This is a genomic window from Ruegeria sp. CDSC025, assembly GCF_059610805.1.
Window position 1 is genome coordinate 109,911 of record NZ_JBXWOJ010000006.1, and the last position, 18,390, is coordinate 128,300.

Below are 18,390 nucleotides of genomic sequence, written 5' to 3' on the forward strand. Positions count from 1 at the left end.
TGACAGGCCCATTGCTATTGCATAGCAATGCTGGCCTCCGTCGTCTTGGTCTTTCCAAGACGAAAGGATTTGTCATGTCTGGTATCAAAATGCTTGCCGTTGCAACGGCGCTGACACTGCCTGCGGTTGCTTTGGCTAAACCTCCCTTGCGCGAAGTCAAAGAGATCGACAACGAACTCTATTACATCGCAATCGCGAACGAAATTTCGGAATACTGCCCCTCCATCAGCGGACGGCGTATGAAGGCGATTGGTGTGATGTGGGGCTTGCGGTCGAAAGCGAACCAGTTGGGCTATTCCGACAGTGAAATCCGCTCTTATGTCGATTCGGATGCAGAAAAAGACCGAATGCGCGCCAAGGGCGAGGCCTATCTGGCCCAAAATGGCGTGTCGTATGACCGGCCGAATTCCTTCTGTACGCTTGGTCGTGCGGAAATTGAAAGAAACAGCGCCATCGGCGTGTATTTGAGGGCGAATTGAGTATGGGTTTCAGAGCTTTGATGACGGGCTTTGCTGGTGTTTTGCTTTTGGTCTTAGCTGGATGCGAGTCAACATCCAGCCAAGCTTTGGACGCTGACACATCTCGCGCTCAGTTTCGTACACAGGTTCCGCAGAGCCTCTATGATGTGGCCTTTGCCAACGCTATGGCAGAGCAGATTGCAGGCGGTTGTCCGAATTTGTCGCTCAATCGATCGCAGATCAGGCAAAGCATGAAAACGGTAGCTGACGACCTAGAAGCCAAGGGGTATCGGGAAAGTGATTTTGTCTATCTCGAAAGAAATTTGCCGCGGAAGCGGATACAGGACGACGCTATTCGTTATATCCAAGGAAACGGCATCGTGATTGGCGTTCCAGATACGATGTGCTCGGCAGGGCGAAGCGAAATCGCCAAAAAATCTGCTATCGGCACATTCCTGAAAGGGTAGTTTAAATCATGTCTGACCTCCGCAAAGTTAACATCGACGGACAGGAAATCGAAGTCGATGGTGCGATGACCCTGATTCAGGCCTGCGAACAGGCCGGGGTTGAAGTGCCGCGCTTTTGCTATCACGAGCGTCTGTCGATTGCCGGGAACTGCCGGATGTGTCTGGTCGAAGTTGTTGGGGGGCCGCCTAAACCTGCGGCCTCTTGTGCCATGCAGGTGCGCGATCTTCGTCCGGGGCCGGAAGGGCAAGCACCGGTGGTCAAAACCAACTCGCCCATGGTCAAGAAGGCCCGCGAAGGAGTGATGGAGTTCTTGCTGATCAACCACCCGCTGGATTGCCCGATCTGCGATCAGGGTGGCGAGTGCGATCTGCAGGATCAGGCGATGGCTTATGGGATGTCGGGCACGCGGTTTAAGGAAGCCAAGCGCGCGGTCGATGATCTGGATCTGGGTCCGCTGGTTGGTACCGCGATGACCCGCTGCATCAGTTGCACCCGCTGCGTGCGCTTTACAACCGAAGTGGCCGGGATCACTCAGATGGGTCAAACCGGACGGGGCGAAGACGCCGAGATCACGTCATATCTGAACCAGACGCTGGATTCGAATCTGCAAGGTAATATCATCGACTTGTGCCCCGTCGGGGCGCTGACCTCGAAACCCTATGCTTTTACCGCGCGCCCTTGGGAACTGACCAAGACCGAAAGCATCGACGTGATGGATGCATTGGGTTCGAACATTCGTGTGGATACCAAAGGGCGCGAAGTCATGCGCTTTTTGCCGCGCAATCATGATGGCGTGAACGAAGAATGGATCAGTGATAAGACGCGGTTTGTGTGGGACGGCCTGCGTCGTCAGCGGCTGGACAAGCCATACTTGCGTGAAAACGGTAAGCTGCGCCCGGCGACGTGGCCCGAGGCGTTGACCAAAGCGGCCGAGGCGTTGAAAGGGGCTGAAAAGCCCGCCGGTATCGTGGGCGACTTGGCCCCGGTCGAGGCTACGTTTGCTCTGAAGCAGATGATTGAAGGGCAGGGCGGGGTTGTCGAATGCCGTACCGATGGCGCCAAGTTGCCAACGGGCAACCGCGCGGCCTATGCCGGGACCGCTGCGATCGAAGATATCGACAGCGCCGAGCGCATTCTGCTGATCGGAACCAACCCGCGTGATGAGGCGCCGGTGCTGAACGCGCGCATTCGCAAAGCCTGGGCGCATGGGGCTGAGATTGCTGTGGTCGGTCCAGCAGTCGATCTGACCTATGATTACCACCATGTCGGCGATGATCGTGCGGCATTGCAGCAGGTGGTGGATATGGGCGGAGATGATGAGGTCAAGGGCAAACGCTCGTTGGTCATCATTGGTCAGGGTGCATTGCAGGAAGCGGATGGCGCTGCGGTTTTGGCCGCTGCGCAAACCATTGCGGCGAATACCGAAAGCGGTTTGATTGTCCTGCACACAGCCGCCTCACGTGTTGGTTCTATGGATGTCGATGCCACCAACGAAGGTGGCATGGATACAATCAGCGCGGCGGATGTGATCTATAATCTCGGTGCCGATGAAGTTGAAATCGGCGACGGCGCCTTTGTCATCTATCAGGGCAGCCATGGCGATCGAGGTGCGCACCGCGCCGACGTGATCCTGCCGGGCGCAGCCTATACCGAGGAAAACGGCCTGTTCGTGAACACCGAAGGCCGCCCGCAACTGGCGATGCGTGCCGGGTTTGCACCAGGTGAGGCGAAGGAAAACTGGGCGATCCTGCGCGCTTTGTCTGCCGAACTGGGTGCGACGCTGCCTTATGACTCGCTGGCGCAACTACGCACCGCGCTGATCGAGGCGGTGCCGCATCTGGCCCGTATCGACGAGGTGATCGAAAACGAGGTTCAGGCGCTGAAGCTCGGCCCTCTGGGCAAGGCGAGCTTCCGTCACACCGTCAAGGACTTCTACCTGAGCAACCCGATTGCACGGGCCTCGCAGTTGATGGCTGAGCTATCGGCGCAGACGCAGGCACGCAAAGGCGAAAAGATCGCGGCGGAATGAACCGAAACTCTGTCATATCGCATTTCGACCCTGTGCTGGTCGGACAGGGGCTCGCCCCTGTTTTGCCTATGAAACGGAATAAAAAGGGTGGCGTAGAGGCTGCAGATGCTGTTTACACCAACGCGCCGACCCAGACGCACTTTACGCAGGCACATGGCCTTAGCATTTCGTGCGGAAAACGGAATACCCACGGTGTGAGGACCAATGGCTGAATTCTTTAACACCCCAGGCGGAATAGCCCTCATCATTCTGGCACAAGTGCTTGCCGTTGTGGCCTTTGTGATGATCTCGCTGTTGTTCCTTGTCTATGGAGACCGGAAGATCTGGGCGGCGGTTCAGATGCGCCGTGGCCCCAACGTGGTGGGCGTCTATGGCCTGCTGCAATCGGTGGCCGATGCGCTGAAATATGTTGTTAAAGAGGTGGTTATCCCAGCGGGTGCAGACCGCACCGTCTTTATCCTCGCGCCGTTGACCTCATTTGTTCTGGCGATGATCGCCTGGGCCGTGATTCCGTTCAACGACGGCTGGGTGCTGTCGGATATAAATGTCGCCATCCTGTATGTCTTCGCCGTGTCCTCGTTGGAGGTTTATGGCGTGATCATGGGGGGGTGGGCGTCGAACTCAAAGTACCCTTTCCTTGGCTCATTGCGCTCTGCCGCTCAGATGATTTCCTACGAGGTCTCGATTGGTCTGATCATCATCGGTGTGATCCTGTCGACCGGGTCGATGAACTTCGGTGACATCGTGCATGCGCAAGACGGGCGCTTTGGGTTCTTCAGCTGGTACTGGTTGCCGCATTTCCCAATGGTCTTCCTGTTCTTCATCTCGGCGCTGGCCGAAACCAACCGCCCACCGTTTGACTTGCCAGAGGCGGAATCCGAACTGGTCGCGGGCTATCAGGTCGAATACTCGGCCACGCCTTTCCTGTTGTTCATGGCTGGCGAATATATCGCCATTTTCCTGATGTGCGCGCTGACCACGCTGCTGTTTTTCGGCGGCTGGCTGTCCCCGATCCCGGGCCTGCCCGACGGCGTGTTGTGGATGGTCGCGAAGATGGCGTTCTTCTTCTTCCTCTTCGCAATGGTCAAGGCGATCACGCCGCGCTACCGCTATGACCAGCTGATGCGGCTGGGTTGGAAAGTCTTCCTGCCCTTCTCGCTGGCTTGGGTAGTCTTCGTGGCCTTTGCGGCGAAATTCGACTGGTTCTGGGGGGCATTCGCCCGTTGGAGCGTAGGAGGCTGACATGACCCAAATCGACTACACCCGCGCCGCTAAGTACTTCCTGCTACAGGACTTCTGGGTCGGCATGAAGCTGGGACTGAAGTACTTCTTCGCACCGAAGGCCACCCTGAACTACCCGCATGAAAAGGGTCCTCTGTCTCCGCGTTTTCGCGGTGAACACGCCCTGCGTCGCTATCCCAACGGTGAAGAACGCTGTATTGCCTGCAAACTCTGCGAGGCGATCTGCCCTGCACAGGCCATTACAATCGACGCCGAACCGCGCGAAGATGGCAGCCGCCGTACCACGCGCTATGACATCGACATGACCAAGTGCATCTATTGCGGTTTCTGCCAAGAGGCCTGCCCGGTCGATGCCATCGTCGAAGGTCCTAATTTCGAATTCGCCACGGAAACCCGCGAAGAGTTGTTCTACGACAAGGAAAAACTGCTGGATAACGGCGAACGCTGGGAAGCCGAGATCGCCCGCAATCTGGAAATAGACGCGCCGTATCGCTAAGCGAGAAAACTAATGAATGACGCAACAGAAAGTTTCCAATTTCATGTGTCCGGTCTGCCGGCGCTGTTGTTAATATTGGGCATAGCATTTTTGGCCGTTGGTATTCCCTCGCTAAAGATTGCGAAAAGAACAGGTTCATCGAAATGGCTGGCACTTCTGATGTGTATCCCATTCGTGAACATCATTGTCATTTGGGTTTTTGCGAACTCTCCCTGGCCCAAGGTTGATGGGAAATTGATCAATGAATGACGCCCCGACAAATCCGTTTGAGCTGATGATGAAGCAGGCGCAGGACATGGCCAAGGCGATGAACCCTGCGATGGAGAGCTTCTCGCCCAAAGGGTTCGAAACTCTATGGCCGACCATGCCGAAAGAAGTCATGGAGATGATGTTCGGCAACACCGTCAACAAAGACGGGTTGGATGCCAAGACTCGCCTGTTGCTGACACTGGCCGGGCTGACCTGTCAGGGCGCGCAGGCGGATGCGGCGGTGCGTCAGACCGTGCGCCACGCTGTGGAAGCCGGTGCCAAGAAACAAGAGATCGTGGAAACGATCGGTCAGATGTCGGTCTTTGCCGGCATCCCGGCCATGACCCGCGCGCTGGAATTGGCGCAAGAGGTCATGGGCGATAACGAGGATGAGGATCAATGACCGTCTTTGCCTTCTATCTGTTCGCCATCAGCGCCATCACCGGCGGGCTGTTCACGGTGATCAGCCGCCAGCCGGTGCATTCCGTGCTGTGGTTGATCCTGTCCTTCCTGTCCGCGGCAGGATTGTTTGTGCTGCTGGGGGCTGAGTTCGTGGCGATGCTGCTGATCATCGTCTATGTCGGCGCGGTCGCGGTTCTGTTCCTGTTCGTCGTGATGATGCTGGACGTGGATTTTGCTGAGCTCAAGGCCGAGATGGCACGCTATATGCCGCTGGCCTTGCTGATCGGTCTGGTCATCCTGATGCAGTTTGTCATGGCCTTTGGGGCTTGGGATAGCGCGCAAGGTGCTGCCGCCAATCTGGCACAGCCGGTTCCAGTGGATCGTCACAATACCGAGGCACTGGGTGTCATCCTTTACGACCAATACTTCCTTCTTTTCCAACTGGCGGGCCTGATCCTGCTGGTCGCCATGATCGGCGCCATCGTGCTGACGCTGCGCCACCGTCAGGACATCAAGCGTCAGGACATCATCGGCCAGATGATGCGCGACCCGGCCAAAGCGATGGAACTGAAAGACGTGAAACCGGGGCAGGGGTTGTGAGGTTCGGTGCCATCATATCTGGTTTTGCTGTGGCAAGTATGCCTTTGTCAGTAGTCGCGTTTCCAATAACGGAGTGCGATGGCCTGCCGTTGTTGTCCCATCATTGGATTGCAACTGAGCACCAAGTGATCGGTGACGGAGTTGTAGCTTTCTACGAAGCCGGCGGTCTTTGCGACGAAGAATTGGGATGCACGGAATCGACATTCCTAAAAATTTCAGCTTGCGAGACTGGGCAAACACTTAATGTCGTGACGCAACTCAACAGGGAATACGACAATACCCTTCTGGATCGAACTGACGAGGCAAGTGAAACCCTACAAAAACTGGCCAAAGGTGGTGCAAGCCATTCGTGGGATTCGGTGAAAAAGACATTCGATCAGAAAGCCTTCGACGTCAGCGAAATCACGGAAACGAATGAAAACTGCGCCTGTGCGGCGGCTTTTCCAGAGCTCCGAAACGGGAAAGAGAAATTCGAGGGACTATGAGACGATGATCGGACTTGAACACTATCTTACGGTCGCGGCGACGCTGTTCGTCATCGGCATCTTCGGTCTCTTCCTGAACCGCAAGAACGTCATCATCCTGCTGATGAGCATCGAGTTGATGCTGCTGGCGGTGAATATCAACCTCGTGGCGTTTTCCAGCTTCCTGGGCGATCTGGTCGGGCAGGTGTTTACGCTGTTCGTGCTGACCGTGGCGGCGGCCGAAGCGGCGATCGGGCTGGCCATTCTGGTCTGCTTCTTCCGCAACCGCGGCTCGATCGCGGTTGAAGACGTCAATATGATGAAGGGGTAAGGGCACATGGAAACCACCATCCTCTTTGCCCCGCTGGTGGGCGCGATCCTGTGCGGGTTCGGCTGGAAGTTCATAGGCGAGAAAGCCGCCATGTGGACCGCCACGGGCCTGCTGTTTCTGGCCTGTCTGCTGTCGTGGATCGTGTTCCTGACATTCGACGGCCACACCCAGCAGATCGAGATCATGCGCTGGATCGAAAGCGGCTCGCTCTCGACAAGCTGGGCCATTCGTCTGGACCGGTTGACCGCGATCATGCTGATTGTGGTGACGACCGTCTCGGCGCTGGTGCACCTGTATTCCTTTGGCTACATGGATCACGATCCGCAATGGCGCGAAGGCGAAAGCTATAAGCCACGCTTCTTTGCCTATCTGTCCTTCTTTACCTTTGCCATGCTGATGCTGGTGACGGCGGATAATCTGGTTCAGATGTTCTTTGGCTGGGAAGGTGTGGGCGTCGCGTCTTATCTGCTGATCGGGTTCTATTACCGCAAGCCAAGCGCCAATGCGGCGGCGATGAAGGCGTTTATCGTCAACCGGGTTGGGGACTTTGGCTTTGCGCTTGGTATCTTTGCGCTATTCCTGCTGACCGACAGCATCAATTTCTCGGACATCTTCGCCTCTGCCCCGGCATTGGCCGAAGAGAAGCTGCACTTCCTGTGGGGTGAATGGACCGCGATCGAGGTGATCTGCGTTCTGCTGTTCATCGGTGCGATGGGCAAATCGGCACAGTTGTTCCTGCACACCTGGTTGCCGGATGCGATGGAAGGTCCGACGCCTGTATCAGCCCTGATCCACGCCGCGACCATGGTGACTGCGGGTGTATTTTTGATCTGCCGCATGTCTCCGCTGATGGAGTTTGCGCCGGGTGCGACCGGGTTCATCACCTTCCTCGGCGCTTCGACGGCTTTCTTTGCAGCGACCGTGGGATTGGTTCAGACCGATATCAAACGTGTTATCGCCTATTCGACCTGTTCGCAGCTTGGTTACATGTTCGTGGCCGCAGGCGTTGGCATGTATTCGGCGGCGATGTTCCACCTGCTGACCCATGCGTTCTTCAAGGCGCTGCTGTTCCTTGGGGCCGGTTCTGTGATCCACGCGATGCATCACGAGCAAGAGATGACGGAATATGGCGGGTTACGGAAGAAAATCCCCTACACGTTTTGGGCGATGATGATCGGTACGCTGGCTATTACCGGGGTTGGCATTCCGCTGACCACATTCGGTTTTGCCGGGTTCTTGTCCAAGGATGCCATCATCGAAAGCGCCTTTGCCGGAGGCACCGGCTATGCGTTCTGGATGCTGGTGATTGCGGCGGTATTTACGTCATTCTACAGCTGGCGTCTGATTTTCCTGACCTTCTATGGCGAGCCGCGCGGGGACAAGCACACGCATGACCATGCGCATGAAAGCCCGTTGGTCATGCTGGTTCCGCTGGGCGTTCTTTCGCTGGGTGCGGTTTTCGCCGGGATGATCTGGTATGGCAACTTTTTTGGCCACACCGACAAGGTCGGCCAGTTCTATGGCATTCCGGTTGCAGAGGCTTCGGTGGATGGCCACGCGGCAGAGGGCGCGCATGGGGACGATACCCATGCCGAAGATGATCACGGCGACGATACGCATGCGGATGCTGGTCACGCGGAGGACAGCCATGGTGAGAAGGACGCGCAGGGCGGCGATCACCATTATGCCTTTGTTGGAACGCCCGGAGAAGGCGCGCTCTACATCGCACCGGACAATCATGTGCTGGACGATGCGCATGCTGTTCCGAAATGGGTCAAGGTCTCACCCTTCGTTGCGATGCTGCTTGGTTTCATCGTGGCCTATTGGTTCTATATCGTGAATACGACGTTGCCCGCGCGCTTGGCAGCAAACCAGCGTCCGCTTTATCTGTTCCTGCTGAACAAATGGTACTTTGATGAGATCTATGACGCGATCTTCGTCAAACCTGCCTTGGCACTTGGGCGGTTCCTGTGGAAACGCGGAGACGGCAACACGATTGACGGTTTCCTGAACGGGGTAGCGATGGGCATCGTGCCATTCTTAACCCGCCTCGCAGGCAAGGCGCAGACTGGTTACATATTTACCTATGCCTTCTGGATGGTCCTGGGAATTGCTGCCCTGGTCACCTGGATGTCGATCGGCGGAGGCGCACACTAATGGACAATATCCTCTCGATCGTCACCTTCATCCCCGCAGCGGCGGCCGCCATTCTGGGGCTGTTTCTGCAGGGCGACGACGCAGCCGCGCAACGCAATGCCAAATGGGTGGCCATGGTTGCGACGACGGTGACCTTCCTGGTCTCGATTGGCATCTATACCGGCTTTGATCCTGAAAACACCGGCTTCCAGATGGTGGAAGAGGGCCAGTGGCTGATGGGTCTGAAATACAAGATGGGTGTGGATGGCATCAGCGTCCTGTTCGTGTTGCTGACCACTTTCATTATGCCGCTGACAATTCTGGCCAGCTGGAATGTGACAGACCGCGTCAAGGAATACATGATTGCTTTCCTGCTGCTGGAAACGCTGATGCTTGGCGTGTTCATGGCGCTGGACCTGGTGCTGTTCTACCTGTTCTTCGAAGCGGGTCTGATCCCGATGTTCCTGATCATCGGCATCTGGGGTGGTAAAGAGCGCATCTATGCCAGCTTCAAGTTCTTCCTCTACACGTTCCTTGGCTCTGTGCTGATGCTGGTGGCTATGGTTGCGATGTATGCGGATGCAGGCACGACGGATATCGAAGCGCTGATGGCGCATCATTTCTCGTCCGACAGCTTTACCGTTCTGGGCATCCATATCGTAGGCGGTATGCAGACGCTGATGTTCCTGGCGTTCTTTGCCTCATTTGCGGTGAAGATGCCGATGTGGCCGGTCCACACCTGGCTGCCGGATGCACACGTGCAGGCGCCGACCGCAGGGTCGGTCGTGCTGGCGGCGATCCTGTTGAAGATGGGTGGCTATGGCTTCCTGCGGTTCAGCCTGCCGATGTTCCCGGTGGGGTCGGCGGTGATGACCGATCTGGTGCTGTGGATGTCGGCCATCGCTGTGGTTTACACATCGCTGGTTGCTCTGGTGCAGGAGGATATGAAAAAGCTGATCGCTTATTCCTCGGTCGCACATATGGGCTTTGTCACCATGGGCATCTTTGCGGCAAACCAGCAGGGTGTCGACGGAGCCATCTTCCAGATGCTCAGCCACGGGTTCATCTCGGCGGCGCTCTTCCTGTGTGTCGGCGTGATCTATGACCGGATGCACACCCGCGAAATCGAGGCCTATGGCGGTCTGGTAATCCGGATGCCTGCCTACGCGCTGGTCTTCATGCTGTTCACCATGGCTAATGTCGGCCTGCCGGGCACCAGTGGGTTCATCGGAGAGTTCCTGACCCTGATGGGCGCTTTCCAGGTCAATACCTGGGTGACTGCTGTGGCCGCGACCGGTGTTATCTTCTCGGCGGGATATGCTTTGTGGCTGTATCGTCGGGTCGTATTTGGGGATCTTATCAAAGAAAGCCTCAAGGCGATGACTGATATGAGCTCGCGCGAGCGGTTGATATTTGCCCCCCTGATCGTCATGACGATCCTGTTGGGTGTGTATCCGTCGCTAGTAACAGATGTGATTGGCAACTCGACTGCCGCGCTGATTTCGAACTATGATACGGCTCTGGCCGCGGCTGAGACCGCGACCCAGACAGCCGCCTCGCATTAAGGAGGCTTTGGAGACATGATCCAGGCTGATCTGACAATTATCCTGCCAGAGATCGTTCTGGCACTATATGCGATGGCGGCATTGCTTGCGGCTGTTTACACCACCAAGGACGGGCTTGCGCCGACATTGGTCTGGGTGACAGCAGGGCTGATGGCGCTGCTGGCGTTCTGGATCGCCACCAATGGCGACGGAACGAACATCGCGTTTAACGGCATGTTCGTTGATGACGGATTCGCGCGCTTTGCCAAAGTGGCGATCCTGCTATCTGCCGCAGCCGTTTTGATGATGAGCCAGGACTATATGACCCGCCGCGGGTTGTTGCGTTTCGAATACCCTTTGCTGGTGGCGCTTGCCGCTGTCGGCATGATGATGATGGTCAGCGCGGGTGACCTGATGTCTCTGTATATGGGGCTCGAGCTGCAGTCGCTGGCGCTATACGTTGTGGCTGCGCTGCGTCGTGACAGCGCCAAATCCACCGAGGCTGGCCTGAAATATTTCGTTCTGGGCGCGCTTAGCTCGGGCTTACTGCTGTATGGGGCTTCGCTTGTCTACGGCTTTACGGGTACCACGTTGTTCTCGGGCATCATTCAGACCGTTCACCACGGCGATGTGACCCTCGGGTTGCTGTTTGGGTTGATCTTCCTGATCTCGGGGCTCGCGTTCAAGGTTTCGGCTGTTCCGTTCCACATGTGGACGCCGGATGTCTATGAAGGATCGCCCACACCAGTCACTGCCTTCTTCGCCACGGCGCCCAAAGTGGCCGCCATGGCCCTGTTTGCCCGCGTGTTGCACGACGCATTTGGAGGTGTCGTAAAGGACTGGCAGCAGGTGATCGTACTCTTGTCTGTTCTGTCTATGCTGTTGGGGGCCGTGGCTGCCATCGGACAACGCGACATTAAACGGCTGATGGCGTTTTCGTCGATTGCCCATATGGGGTATGCGCTGATCGGACTGGCGGCTGGGACCGAGCTGGGTATCAAGGCGATGCTGATGTATCTGGCGATTTACGTGACCATGAATGTCGGAACTTTCGCCTTTATCCTGATGATGGAACGGGACGGTAAACCTGTTACCGACATTGACGCCTTGCGCCAGTATTCCAAACGCGATCCGGGTAAGGCTCTGGCCGTGCTGATCCTGATGTTCAGCCTTGCCGGTGTTCCACCGATGCTTGGGTTCTTTGCGAAATTCGGCGTCTGGCAAGCGGGTATTGAGGCTGGCCTGACCGGTCTGGTTATCATGTCTGCCATCGCCTCGGTGATCGGTGCATTCTATTACCTGCGGATCGTATACTATATGTATTTCGGTGCCGAGAATGACGACCCGATCGACGCAAATTCGTCTCCGGTTCTGTGGGTTGCTCTGATGGGGTCAGCTGCATTGATGTTGGTTGGCGTATTCTATCAGTTTGGGATTGAGGGCGCAGCGGCAGCTGCAGCGGCGACGCTTGTTAACTGATTTCGACCATTGCCCGCGGCCTAATGTTCTTGTGACATGAGCGATTGGCCGGATGGATATGGCCTGCATGTATTGCAAGAGGTCGATAGCACTCTGAACGAAGCCGCCCGGATCGCGCCGATGGCTCAGGGTCCGGTCTGGATCCTGGCGCACCGCCAGACACAGGCGCGCGGTCGGCGCGGACGGGTCTGGACCAACCCCGAGGGAAATCTTGCCGCAACGCTGCTGATGCGGCCCGCAGGACGCCCGGAACAGGCCGCTCTGCGCAGTTTTGTCGCCGCCTTGGCCCTGTTTGATGCATGTGTGGCGGTCACCGGACGCATATCGGGTTTGTCGCTAAAATGGCCCAATGATGTGTTGCTGAACGGTGGCAAGCTTGCGGGGATACTGCTGGAAAGTACCGGGCAGGGGCGGGACGTCTCGCATTTGGCAATCGGCATCGGCGTCAATCTCGCGCAGGCACCGGCTGCAGATAAAGTCGAACCAGGTGCGCTAAGGCCGGTTTCGCTGTTGTCCGAGACAGGGGCAGATGTCACCACCGAAGACTTTTTGACCGAGCTTGCATCGGCCTATGCGCGTTTCGAGGCCCAGTTTGTAACCTACGGGTTCGAACCCATCCGCGCTGCCTGGTTGTCCCGCGCAGCTAAGCTGGGTGAGGTCATCACCGCGCGTACTGTCACCACTGAGACCGTCGGGACCTTCGAAACGGTGGACGCACGGGGTAACCTTGTCCTAAACACCGCGAAGGGCCGCGTCAGCATACCTGCGGCAGACGTATTTTTCTGAAAGGGGCAACAATGCTTCTAGCCATCGACTGCGGCAACACCAATACCGTTTTCTCGATCTGGGACGGTGAGGAATTTGTCTGCACGCTGCGCACGTCTACGCACCATGCCCGAACGGCGGATGCCTATTTCACTTGGTACTCTACGCTGGTCAAACATTATGAGATCGAAGCTGATATCACCGATGTGATTATCGCCTCGACCGTGCCGCGTGTGGTTTTCAATCTGCGCGTCTTTGCGGACCGGTTTTTTGGCTGTCGCCCATTGGTCGTGGGCAAGCCAGAGTGTCTGCTGCCTGTCAGCCCGCGCATAGACGAGGGTACGGTCCCTGGCCCGGATCGCCTGGCCAATGCTGCCGGGGCGTTTGAACGGCATGGCGGGGATGTGGTTGTTGTCGATTTTGGAACGGCCACCAACTTTGACGTGGTGTCTTCGGATGGAGCATATGTCGGCGGCATCATCGCCCCAGGTGTAAACCTGAGCCTTGAAGCGTTGCACCAGGGGGCCGCCGCGTTGCCGCATATCGACATTACACGTCCCGAAAAAGTGATCGGAACAAATACGGTTGGCTGCATTCAATCTGGCGTGTATTGGGGCTATTCCGGTCTGATCGAAGGGCTGATTGCCCGGATCAAGACGGAATACGGCATGCCGATGAAAGTCGTGGGAACCGGGGGGCTTGCGCCTCTGTTCGATCAGGCAGATGTTGGGTTTGACGCTATAGAAGACGATTTGACGATGCACGGACTGACCGTGATCCATCGCTATAACAAGGAAAATGGCTCAACATGAGCAGTGAACGACTGATCTATCTGCCCCTGGGCGGGGCGGGCGAAATTGGGATGAATGCCTATGTCTATGGCTATGGCAAGCCGGGAAAGGAGAAGCTGATCCTTGTCGATCTTGGTGTAACCTTCCCAGATATGGACACAACACCCGGTGTCGACCTGATCCATGCCGATATCAACTGGCTAAAAGAACGTGCCGACCGGCTTGAGGCGGTATTCGTCACCCATGCCCACGAAGATCATGTCGGCGCTGTGGCGCATTGCTATGACGACTTGGGCGCCCCGATCTATGCACGCGCTTTCACCGCAAATCTCGCACGTCGCAAGATGGAAGAGAAAGCCCATCCGACAGACGCGGTTCAGACCCTGTCAGCCTGGCCTGAACAGGTGACGGTTGGCCCGTTTACAGTCGGGTTTTTGCCGGTATCGCACTCGATCCCCGAAAGTGCGGCGCTTGTCATAGACTCGCCTGCGGGGCGAATCGTGCATACAGGGGATTTCAAGCTGGATGCCAACCCTGTGGTAGGTGAACCGTTTGATCAGGACCTTTGGGCAGAGATTTCAAAGGACGGTGTGAAAGCATTGGTCTGCGACAGCACAAATGTGTTTTCAACGCATGCGGGCCGCTCGGAATCCGAGGTAGGGCCCGAGATCACCAAATTGGTCGAAAATGCCAAATCAATGGTGGTTGCGACGACTTTTGCCTCGAATGTCGCACGGGTGAAGACGCTGGCCGAGGCTGGGCAGCGCGCGGGACGCTCGGTCGTTCTGTTGGGTCGTGCGATGCGGCGGATGATCGAGGCCGCGACGGAAACCGGTATTCTCACGGATTTTCCCAAGGTTATCAGCGCCGAAGAGGCCGTAGATATCCCGCGCCAGAACCTGATGCTGATCGTAACCGGCAGCCAGGGCGAACGCCGTGCGGCCAGTGCCCAGCTTGCACGCGGTAAATACCGCGGGATCGAGTTGAAGGAAGGCGATCTGTTCCTGTTCTCGTCGAAGACGATACCGGGCAATGAGAAGGGCGTAATCTTCATCATGAACCAGCTCAGCGAAAAAGGCGTTGATGTGGTGGATGACAGCTCGGGTCTGTATCACGTCTCTGGCCATGCCAACCGGCCTGATCTGGAAAAAGTGCACGCCATAGTCAACCCGCAGATGGTTATTCCCATGCATGGTGAACACCGACATCTGCGCGAACATGCTAAACTGGCCGAAGCGGGTGGTCGTACCGGGGTTGTGGCAGTCAATGGCACGATGCTGGATCTCACCGGCAATGCCCCCAAGGTCGTCGACTACGTCGAGACAGGCCGAACTTATCTGGATGGAACCGTAAAGGTCGGAGCCTTGGATGGAGTTGTCCGCGACCGCATTCGCATGGCCTTGAACGGGCATGTAACCGTGACGGTTATTTTAGACGAAGAAGACGAACCGTTGGGTGAACCTTGGTGCGATACGATGGGCTTGGCCGAGACCGGAACATCGCGCGCAGCACTGGTCGAAGTTCTGGAAGAGGACCTGAACCAGTTCCTCATGCGGGCGGATGCCAAAACCCGGCGCGACGATGACAAGCTGGAAGAGGCACTGCGCCGGATCGTGCGTCAGACAGCAAAGACCGAGATCGGCAAAAAGCCCGAGGTGACCACGGTGATCAGCCGAATGAAGTAGGTTCGGCTAGAAGTCCTGTTCGGACATTGGATAGCCTTTGATCTGTAAGAACAGGCTTTGTTCTTCTTGATTGAGGAAGAACGGAACGCTTTGGGGTGGTTCGGGTCGTGTGACCCGGGCTGCGACTTCGGCCAGAACAACTTCGGTTATGAAGGGAAGATCAAGCTCGCGCGCCTTGTTCAACGGAACCCATTGCAGGTGAGACAACTCATCCGAAGCGCGGCCAAAGTCATCCAGATCGCCTTGCAGGGCGTCTGCATCTACCAAAAAGAATCGTGCATCGAACCGGCGCGTACGGCCGGGCGGGGTGACGGCGCGAAAAACAAACTGCAATGCCTGTGCAGAGGGCAGAAATCCTGCCTCTGCATAGCTTTGCCAGTCAATCGGCACCTCACCTGTCCAAGCGCCGGGAACTCCAAGCACCAGGCCGGTTTCCTCCCAGAGCTCGCGGATTGCGGCGGCCGCCAAAGCATTCTGCAGCCCGGGCGGAGACTGTTCAGTAAGCCGATCGCGGCAGAGCTGGGACATGTCAGCCGATAGCGGGACAAGGGCGTCCTCTGCGTCTACCGCGCCACCTGGAAACACGAATTTGTTCGGCATAAAAACGGCTTTTGCGCCCCTTTGACCCATCAAAATGGAAGGGTTCGTCATCCGGTCCCGCAACACGATAACTGTTGCAGCGTCCCGTATAGCCGTTTTGTCTGTACTCATCTCAGGGCCGACCCAATCATTCCAGTCATCGGTCCGTTTCGAACCCATGCATCCGTCGTGCCCACTGATAGGCGACAACGGCCCCTTTCATTCGCGGTAGCAGGAACAGTGTCAAGGCTGTACATCCGAATGCAAAAATCAGGAACATGTTCAGCGGGTCAGGGCGCCACTGGACATAAGAGATGTGCAAAGCGGGCGCCAGCAGGTGACCGACCAACAGGATCGTCAGATAGGCTGGACCGTCATCCGCACGGTGATGAAACAGTTCCTGACCACAGCTGCTGCAGCTGTCATTCACCTTCAGGTAGCTGTGCAACAGCTTGCCTTCACCGCATTTTGGGCAGCGGCAGCGGAAGCCTTTGATTAGCGCAGGCCGGGTTGGACGGTCGTTCTCGGATATTGTGTCGATCGTTTGATCTGTCATTTTGAAACTCGCGCATTCAGATTGCCCTGATATTGCGCTTGTTTTGCCCCACAGAAAAGGGGGGTGCGTCGCTTTGTGCCGCGATGAGATGTCCGGAAATTATGAGGTCGATGGCAGTGAGCAACAGAAAAAATTCAAATTGGGCGACGGAAACCGAAAACTGCACCGTTTTAACCTATGTGAGCAGCGACAAACCGGTCGCGAGAAACAAAGGAAAACGATATGAAAAGCGCGAAACTTATCCCGGCCATTCTGGTATCGGCCATAGCATTGACAGGCACAACCGCCTTGGCTGTCGGTCCGAAAGGCCGTGAGGACGTGACCTTTCAAGAGTTGGACCTGAACAATGATGGTCAGGTCACGCAGGAAGAAATGCAAACCTATAGGCAACAGCGTTTCACCAATGCCGACACCAGTGGCGACGGCATGTTGAGCGTCGACGAGATGCAAGCGGCTAGCCAGAAGAAGGCGAATGAGCGTGTGAATCAAATGTTCGAAAAGCATGACGCCAATCAAGATGGCCTCTTGTCCGATGATGAGTTGCCCAAGCCGCGCCGTGCTGGCAAGATGTTTGACCGCATCGACGCGGACAAAAATGGCACGATCTCGGAACAGGAATTTGCCGATGCGAAAAACCGGATGGGCTGGCATCACAAAAAACGTGACAAGGCTGGCACCGACGACAGCTAATGAAGGATGCGGGACCTGAGTACCTCATCAACGGGGGCTCGCAGCCAAAGTCAGGCTGCGGGCGACCCCGGAGACGATGCATTGTTGCGGCGGTTCGCCGAGGGTGACGCTGATGCGGCACGCATTTTGACCGATCGGCTTGGGCCGCGCAGTTTTTCGGTGGCGCTCAGGCTGTTGAACGACCGGGCCGAAGCCGAAGATGTCACACAGGAAGCCATGATGCGCCTATGGAAGATGGCGCCGGATTGGGTTGCTGGACAGGCAAAGGTGTCGACTTGGCTTTACCGGGTCACTCTGAACCTGTGTGTCGATATTCGGCGGAAGAAATCGGCGGACAGTCTTTCTGATGTTGCCGAACCTGAAAGCGATGCGATCAGTGCAACCGAACACCTTCAGGATGCCGCCAGGTTGGACGCACTGCAGTTCGCGTTGGCGCAACTTCCGGACCGGCAACGTCAGGCTGTTGTCTTGCGCCACATCGAAGAGTTGCCCAATCCCGAAATCGCGGGAATCATGGATGTTTCCGTCGAAGCTGTAGAGAGTCTGACAGCTCGGGGAAAGCGGGCACTGGCACAGCAGTTAGCCACAAGAAGAGACGAGTTGGGATATGCCGATGGATGAAAATAGCGACCTGAATCACCTGTTTTTACGTGCTCGTCAAGAAGATGAGCCGTTACCCGATGCTCTCGCCCTTCGTATTCTGGCCGATGCGGAAACCGTTCGTTTGCAAAGGCTTCAGAAATCACCCCAAGGGTTCTGGGCACAGGCATTGGATAGTTTCTTTGGCTGGCAGGGGATGGGAGGTTTGGCGGCCGCGGGCATTGCTGGCATCTGGATTGGATTGACTGCCCCGGCCTTTTTGCCTGATCCGGCGACGTTGCTTTATTCGCAATCCTCTGGCTTTGAGGTTGCGGATATGGATCTGAATACAATCTTCCTGGAGGAAGGCGAATGAGCGAACAGTCAAAACCTAAACGCCGGTGGATGCCTGTCCTGCTGATCGTGTCCCTTGCTATCAATCTGCTAGTCGTCGGTGCGGTTGTTGGCACGGCGCTGCGCGTCAGAAACAATGACCACGTCAAAACCCCTCCGGGATTTGGATCGGCGCTTTATCGCGCGCTTCCCAAGCATGAACGCCAGGCGATGCGGGCCGAGCTTTCGGGCCTGCACCGCCAAGGTGTCGATCATCGGGCGGCGGATTTTCAAGCCCTTGGCGACGCACTTCGCGCCGAACCCTTTGCGGCTGACGCTGTAGAGGCTTTGTTGGGTCAGCAGGCGCAGGTGATGTCAGAGATGCAGTCTGCTTTGCAGGAACAGTGGCTGATCCGTGTGTCAGCCATGAGCCCGAAAGAACGCGTCGAATACGCTGATCGTCTGGAAGATGTGGTGCACCGAAAATCGAAAGCGGGCAGAAAACACGACTGAC

The 18,390-nt window shown here is 56.7% G+C and carries 22 protein-coding genes; 20 read left to right on the forward strand and 2 right to left on the reverse strand.

Going from position 1 to position 18,390, the window contains the following annotated elements; genetic code table 11:
- Positions 1-74 precede the first annotated feature (74 nt).
- The 16 genes from AC2FH8_RS10880 to AC2FH8_RS10955 all read left to right on the forward strand — a co-directional run bounded on the left by AC2FH8_RS10880 (position 75) and on the right by AC2FH8_RS10955 (position 15,139).
- Positions 75-479 (forward strand): DUF5333 domain-containing protein, encoded by a 405-nt coding sequence (locus tag AC2FH8_RS10880; RefSeq protein WP_271950189.1) that lies wholly within the window; start codon positions 75-77, stop codon positions 477-479.
- A gap of 20 nt (positions 480-499) precedes the next feature.
- Positions 500-925 carry a DUF5333 family protein gene (locus AC2FH8_RS10885; RefSeq protein ID WP_271950187.1) on the forward strand — a complete coding sequence of 142 codons (426 nt, stop codon included), beginning with the start codon at positions 500-502 and terminating at the stop codon, positions 923-925.
- Positions 926-933: 8 nt separating this feature from the next.
- A complete protein-coding gene (gene nuoG / locus AC2FH8_RS10890; protein ID WP_496689755.1) occupies positions 934-2,955 on the forward strand; it encodes an NADH-quinone oxidoreductase subunit NuoG in 2,022 nt (673 codons plus the stop codon).
- A 204-nt stretch (positions 2,956-3,159) separates the two neighbouring features.
- Positions 3,160-4,197, forward strand: coding sequence for an NADH-quinone oxidoreductase subunit NuoH (nuoH, locus tag AC2FH8_RS10895; RefSeq protein WP_142634879.1), 1,038 nt, complete (start codon positions 3,160-3,162; stop codon positions 4,195-4,197).
- Position 4,198: 1 nt separating this feature from the next.
- A complete protein-coding gene (gene nuoI, locus AC2FH8_RS10900; protein ID WP_496689756.1) occupies positions 4,199-4,693 on the forward strand; it encodes an NADH-quinone oxidoreductase subunit NuoI in 495 nt (164 codons plus the stop codon).
- A 12-nt stretch (positions 4,694-4,705) separates the two neighbouring features.
- Positions 4,706-4,942 carry a hypothetical protein gene (locus AC2FH8_RS10905; protein ID WP_496689757.1) on the forward strand — a complete coding sequence of 79 codons (237 nt, stop codon included), beginning with the start codon at positions 4,706-4,708 and terminating at the stop codon, positions 4,940-4,942.
- Positions 4,935-5,345, forward strand: a complete 411-nt coding sequence (locus tag AC2FH8_RS10910) for a carboxymuconolactone decarboxylase family protein (RefSeq protein WP_496689758.1) — start codon at positions 4,935-4,937, stop codon at positions 5,343-5,345. The genes AC2FH8_RS10905 and AC2FH8_RS10910 overlap by 8 nt, the downstream gene beginning before the upstream one ends.
- A complete protein-coding gene (locus tag AC2FH8_RS10915; RefSeq protein ID WP_480636068.1) occupies positions 5,342-5,944 on the forward strand; it encodes an NADH-quinone oxidoreductase subunit J in 603 nt (200 codons plus the stop codon). Before AC2FH8_RS10910 ends, AC2FH8_RS10915 begins: the two co-directional genes overlap by 4 nt.
- Positions 5,945-6,069: 125 nt before the next feature.
- A complete protein-coding gene (locus AC2FH8_RS10920; RefSeq protein ID WP_496689759.1) occupies positions 6,070-6,429 on the forward strand; it encodes a hypothetical protein in 360 nt (119 codons plus the stop codon).
- 4 nt (positions 6,430-6,433) lie between these two features.
- Positions 6,434-6,739, forward strand: a complete 306-nt coding sequence (nuoK, locus tag AC2FH8_RS10925; RefSeq protein WP_050602759.1) for an NADH-quinone oxidoreductase subunit NuoK — start codon at positions 6,434-6,436, stop codon at positions 6,737-6,739.
- Between the two features lie 6 nt (positions 6,740-6,745).
- Entirely contained in the window at positions 6,746-8,896 is a 2,151-nt protein-coding gene (nuoL, locus tag AC2FH8_RS10930; protein WP_496689760.1) for an NADH-quinone oxidoreductase subunit L, read from the forward strand.
- Positions 8,896-10,440: an NADH-quinone oxidoreductase subunit M gene (locus tag AC2FH8_RS10935; RefSeq protein WP_496689761.1), complete on the forward strand. Its 1,545-nt coding sequence runs from the start codon at positions 8,896-8,898 to the stop codon at positions 10,438-10,440. The genes nuoL and AC2FH8_RS10935 overlap by 1 nt, the downstream gene beginning before the upstream one ends.
- A gap of 15 nt (positions 10,441-10,455) precedes the next feature.
- Positions 10,456-11,898 carry an NADH-quinone oxidoreductase subunit NuoN gene (nuoN, locus tag AC2FH8_RS10940; protein ID WP_496689762.1) on the forward strand — a complete coding sequence of 481 codons (1,443 nt, stop codon included), beginning with the start codon at positions 10,456-10,458 and terminating at the stop codon, positions 11,896-11,898.
- A gap of 36 nt (positions 11,899-11,934) precedes the next feature.
- Complete coding sequence (locus AC2FH8_RS10945; RefSeq protein WP_281972819.1) at positions 11,935-12,684, forward strand: biotin--[acetyl-CoA-carboxylase] ligase; 750 nt, start codon at positions 11,935-11,937, stop codon at positions 12,682-12,684.
- An 11-nt stretch (positions 12,685-12,695) separates the two neighbouring features.
- Positions 12,696-13,475, forward strand: coding sequence for a type III pantothenate kinase (locus AC2FH8_RS10950; protein ID WP_142634866.1), 780 nt, complete (start codon positions 12,696-12,698; stop codon positions 13,473-13,475).
- Positions 13,472-15,139 (forward strand): ribonuclease J, encoded by a 1,668-nt coding sequence (locus AC2FH8_RS10955; protein ID WP_496689763.1) that lies wholly within the window; start codon positions 13,472-13,474, stop codon positions 15,137-15,139. The genes AC2FH8_RS10950 and AC2FH8_RS10955 overlap by 4 nt, the downstream gene beginning before the upstream one ends.
- Positions 15,140-15,145: 6 nt before the next feature.
- On the opposite strand, the gene AC2FH8_RS10960 is transcribed toward AC2FH8_RS10955, so the two are convergent.
- Positions 15,146-15,850 (reverse strand): NUDIX hydrolase, encoded by a 705-nt coding sequence (locus AC2FH8_RS10960; RefSeq protein WP_282021545.1) that lies wholly within the window; start codon positions 15,848-15,850, stop codon positions 15,146-15,148.
- A gap of 25 nt (positions 15,851-15,875) precedes the next feature.
- Entirely contained in the window at positions 15,876-16,274 is a 399-nt protein-coding gene (locus AC2FH8_RS10965) for a DUF983 domain-containing protein (RefSeq protein ID WP_142634860.1), read from the reverse strand.
- Between the two features lie 222 nt (positions 16,275-16,496).
- Between AC2FH8_RS10965 and AC2FH8_RS10970 the strand changes: the two genes are divergently transcribed.
- Genes AC2FH8_RS10970 through AC2FH8_RS10985 form a run of 4 tightly spaced genes read left to right on the forward strand, consistent with a single transcriptional unit; the run spans position 16,497 to position 18,389 of the window.
- The gene (locus tag AC2FH8_RS10970) at positions 16,497-16,964 is read left to right on the forward strand and encodes an EF-hand domain-containing protein (protein ID WP_496689764.1); all 468 of its coding nucleotides are present in this window, start codon (positions 16,497-16,499) and stop codon (positions 16,962-16,964) included.
- A gap of 6 nt (positions 16,965-16,970) precedes the next feature.
- Entirely contained in the window at positions 16,971-17,585 is a 615-nt protein-coding gene (locus tag AC2FH8_RS10975; protein WP_271950161.1) for an RNA polymerase sigma factor, read from the forward strand.
- Positions 17,578-17,919, forward strand: coding sequence for a hypothetical protein (locus AC2FH8_RS10980; RefSeq protein WP_496689765.1), 342 nt, complete (start codon positions 17,578-17,580; stop codon positions 17,917-17,919). Before AC2FH8_RS10975 ends, AC2FH8_RS10980 begins: the two co-directional genes overlap by 8 nt.
- Positions 17,916-18,389, forward strand: a complete 474-nt coding sequence (locus tag AC2FH8_RS10985) for a periplasmic heavy metal sensor (RefSeq protein WP_271950157.1) — start codon at positions 17,916-17,918, stop codon at positions 18,387-18,389. The genes AC2FH8_RS10980 and AC2FH8_RS10985 overlap by 4 nt, the downstream gene beginning before the upstream one ends.
- The last annotated feature ends 1 nt before the right edge of the window (position 18,390 follow it).

Coding starts and splice junctions, on each gene's coding strand:
- AC2FH8_RS10965 (WP_142634860.1), bottom strand. CDS start 16,274: ATGACAGATCAAACGATCGACACAATATCCGAGAACGACCGTCCAACC.
- AC2FH8_RS10880 (WP_271950189.1), top strand. CDS start 75: ATGTCTGGTATCAAAATGCTTGCCGTTGCAACGGCGCTGACACTGCCT.
- AC2FH8_RS10955 (WP_496689763.1), top strand. CDS start 13,472: ATGAGCAGTGAACGACTGATCTATCTGCCCCTGGGCGGGGCGGGCGAA.
- AC2FH8_RS10985 (WP_271950157.1), top strand. CDS start 17,916: ATGAGCGAACAGTCAAAACCTAAACGCCGGTGGATGCCTGTCCTGCTG.
- AC2FH8_RS10950 (WP_142634866.1), top strand. CDS start 12,696: ATGCTTCTAGCCATCGACTGCGGCAACACCAATACCGTTTTCTCGATC.
- AC2FH8_RS10945 (WP_281972819.1), top strand. CDS start 11,935: ATGAGCGATTGGCCGGATGGATATGGCCTGCATGTATTGCAAGAGGTC.
- AC2FH8_RS10970 (WP_496689764.1), top strand. CDS start 16,497: ATGAAAAGCGCGAAACTTATCCCGGCCATTCTGGTATCGGCCATAGCA.
- AC2FH8_RS10915 (WP_480636068.1), top strand. CDS start 5,342: ATGACCGTCTTTGCCTTCTATCTGTTCGCCATCAGCGCCATCACCGGC.
- nuoH (WP_142634879.1), top strand. CDS start 3,160: ATGGCTGAATTCTTTAACACCCCAGGCGGAATAGCCCTCATCATTCTG.
- AC2FH8_RS10960 (WP_282021545.1), bottom strand. CDS start 15,850: ATGAGTACAGACAAAACGGCTATACGGGACGCTGCAACAGTTATCGTG.
- AC2FH8_RS10885 (WP_271950187.1), top strand. CDS start 500: ATGACGGGCTTTGCTGGTGTTTTGCTTTTGGTCTTAGCTGGATGCGAG.
- nuoK (WP_050602759.1), top strand. CDS start 6,434: ATGATCGGACTTGAACACTATCTTACGGTCGCGGCGACGCTGTTCGTC.
- AC2FH8_RS10980 (WP_496689765.1), top strand. CDS start 17,578: ATGGATGAAAATAGCGACCTGAATCACCTGTTTTTACGTGCTCGTCAA.
- AC2FH8_RS10905 (WP_496689757.1), top strand. CDS start 4,706: ATGAATGACGCAACAGAAAGTTTCCAATTTCATGTGTCCGGTCTGCCG.
- nuoN (WP_496689762.1), top strand. CDS start 10,456: ATGATCCAGGCTGATCTGACAATTATCCTGCCAGAGATCGTTCTGGCA.
- AC2FH8_RS10910 (WP_496689758.1), top strand. CDS start 4,935: ATGAATGACGCCCCGACAAATCCGTTTGAGCTGATGATGAAGCAGGCG.
- AC2FH8_RS10935 (WP_496689761.1), top strand. CDS start 8,896: ATGGACAATATCCTCTCGATCGTCACCTTCATCCCCGCAGCGGCGGCC.
- nuoI (WP_496689756.1), top strand. CDS start 4,199: ATGACCCAAATCGACTACACCCGCGCCGCTAAGTACTTCCTGCTACAG.
- AC2FH8_RS10975 (WP_271950161.1), top strand. CDS start 16,971: ATGCGGGACCTGAGTACCTCATCAACGGGGGCTCGCAGCCAAAGTCAG.
- nuoL (WP_496689760.1), top strand. CDS start 6,746: ATGGAAACCACCATCCTCTTTGCCCCGCTGGTGGGCGCGATCCTGTGC.
- nuoG (WP_496689755.1), top strand. CDS start 934: ATGTCTGACCTCCGCAAAGTTAACATCGACGGACAGGAAATCGAAGTC.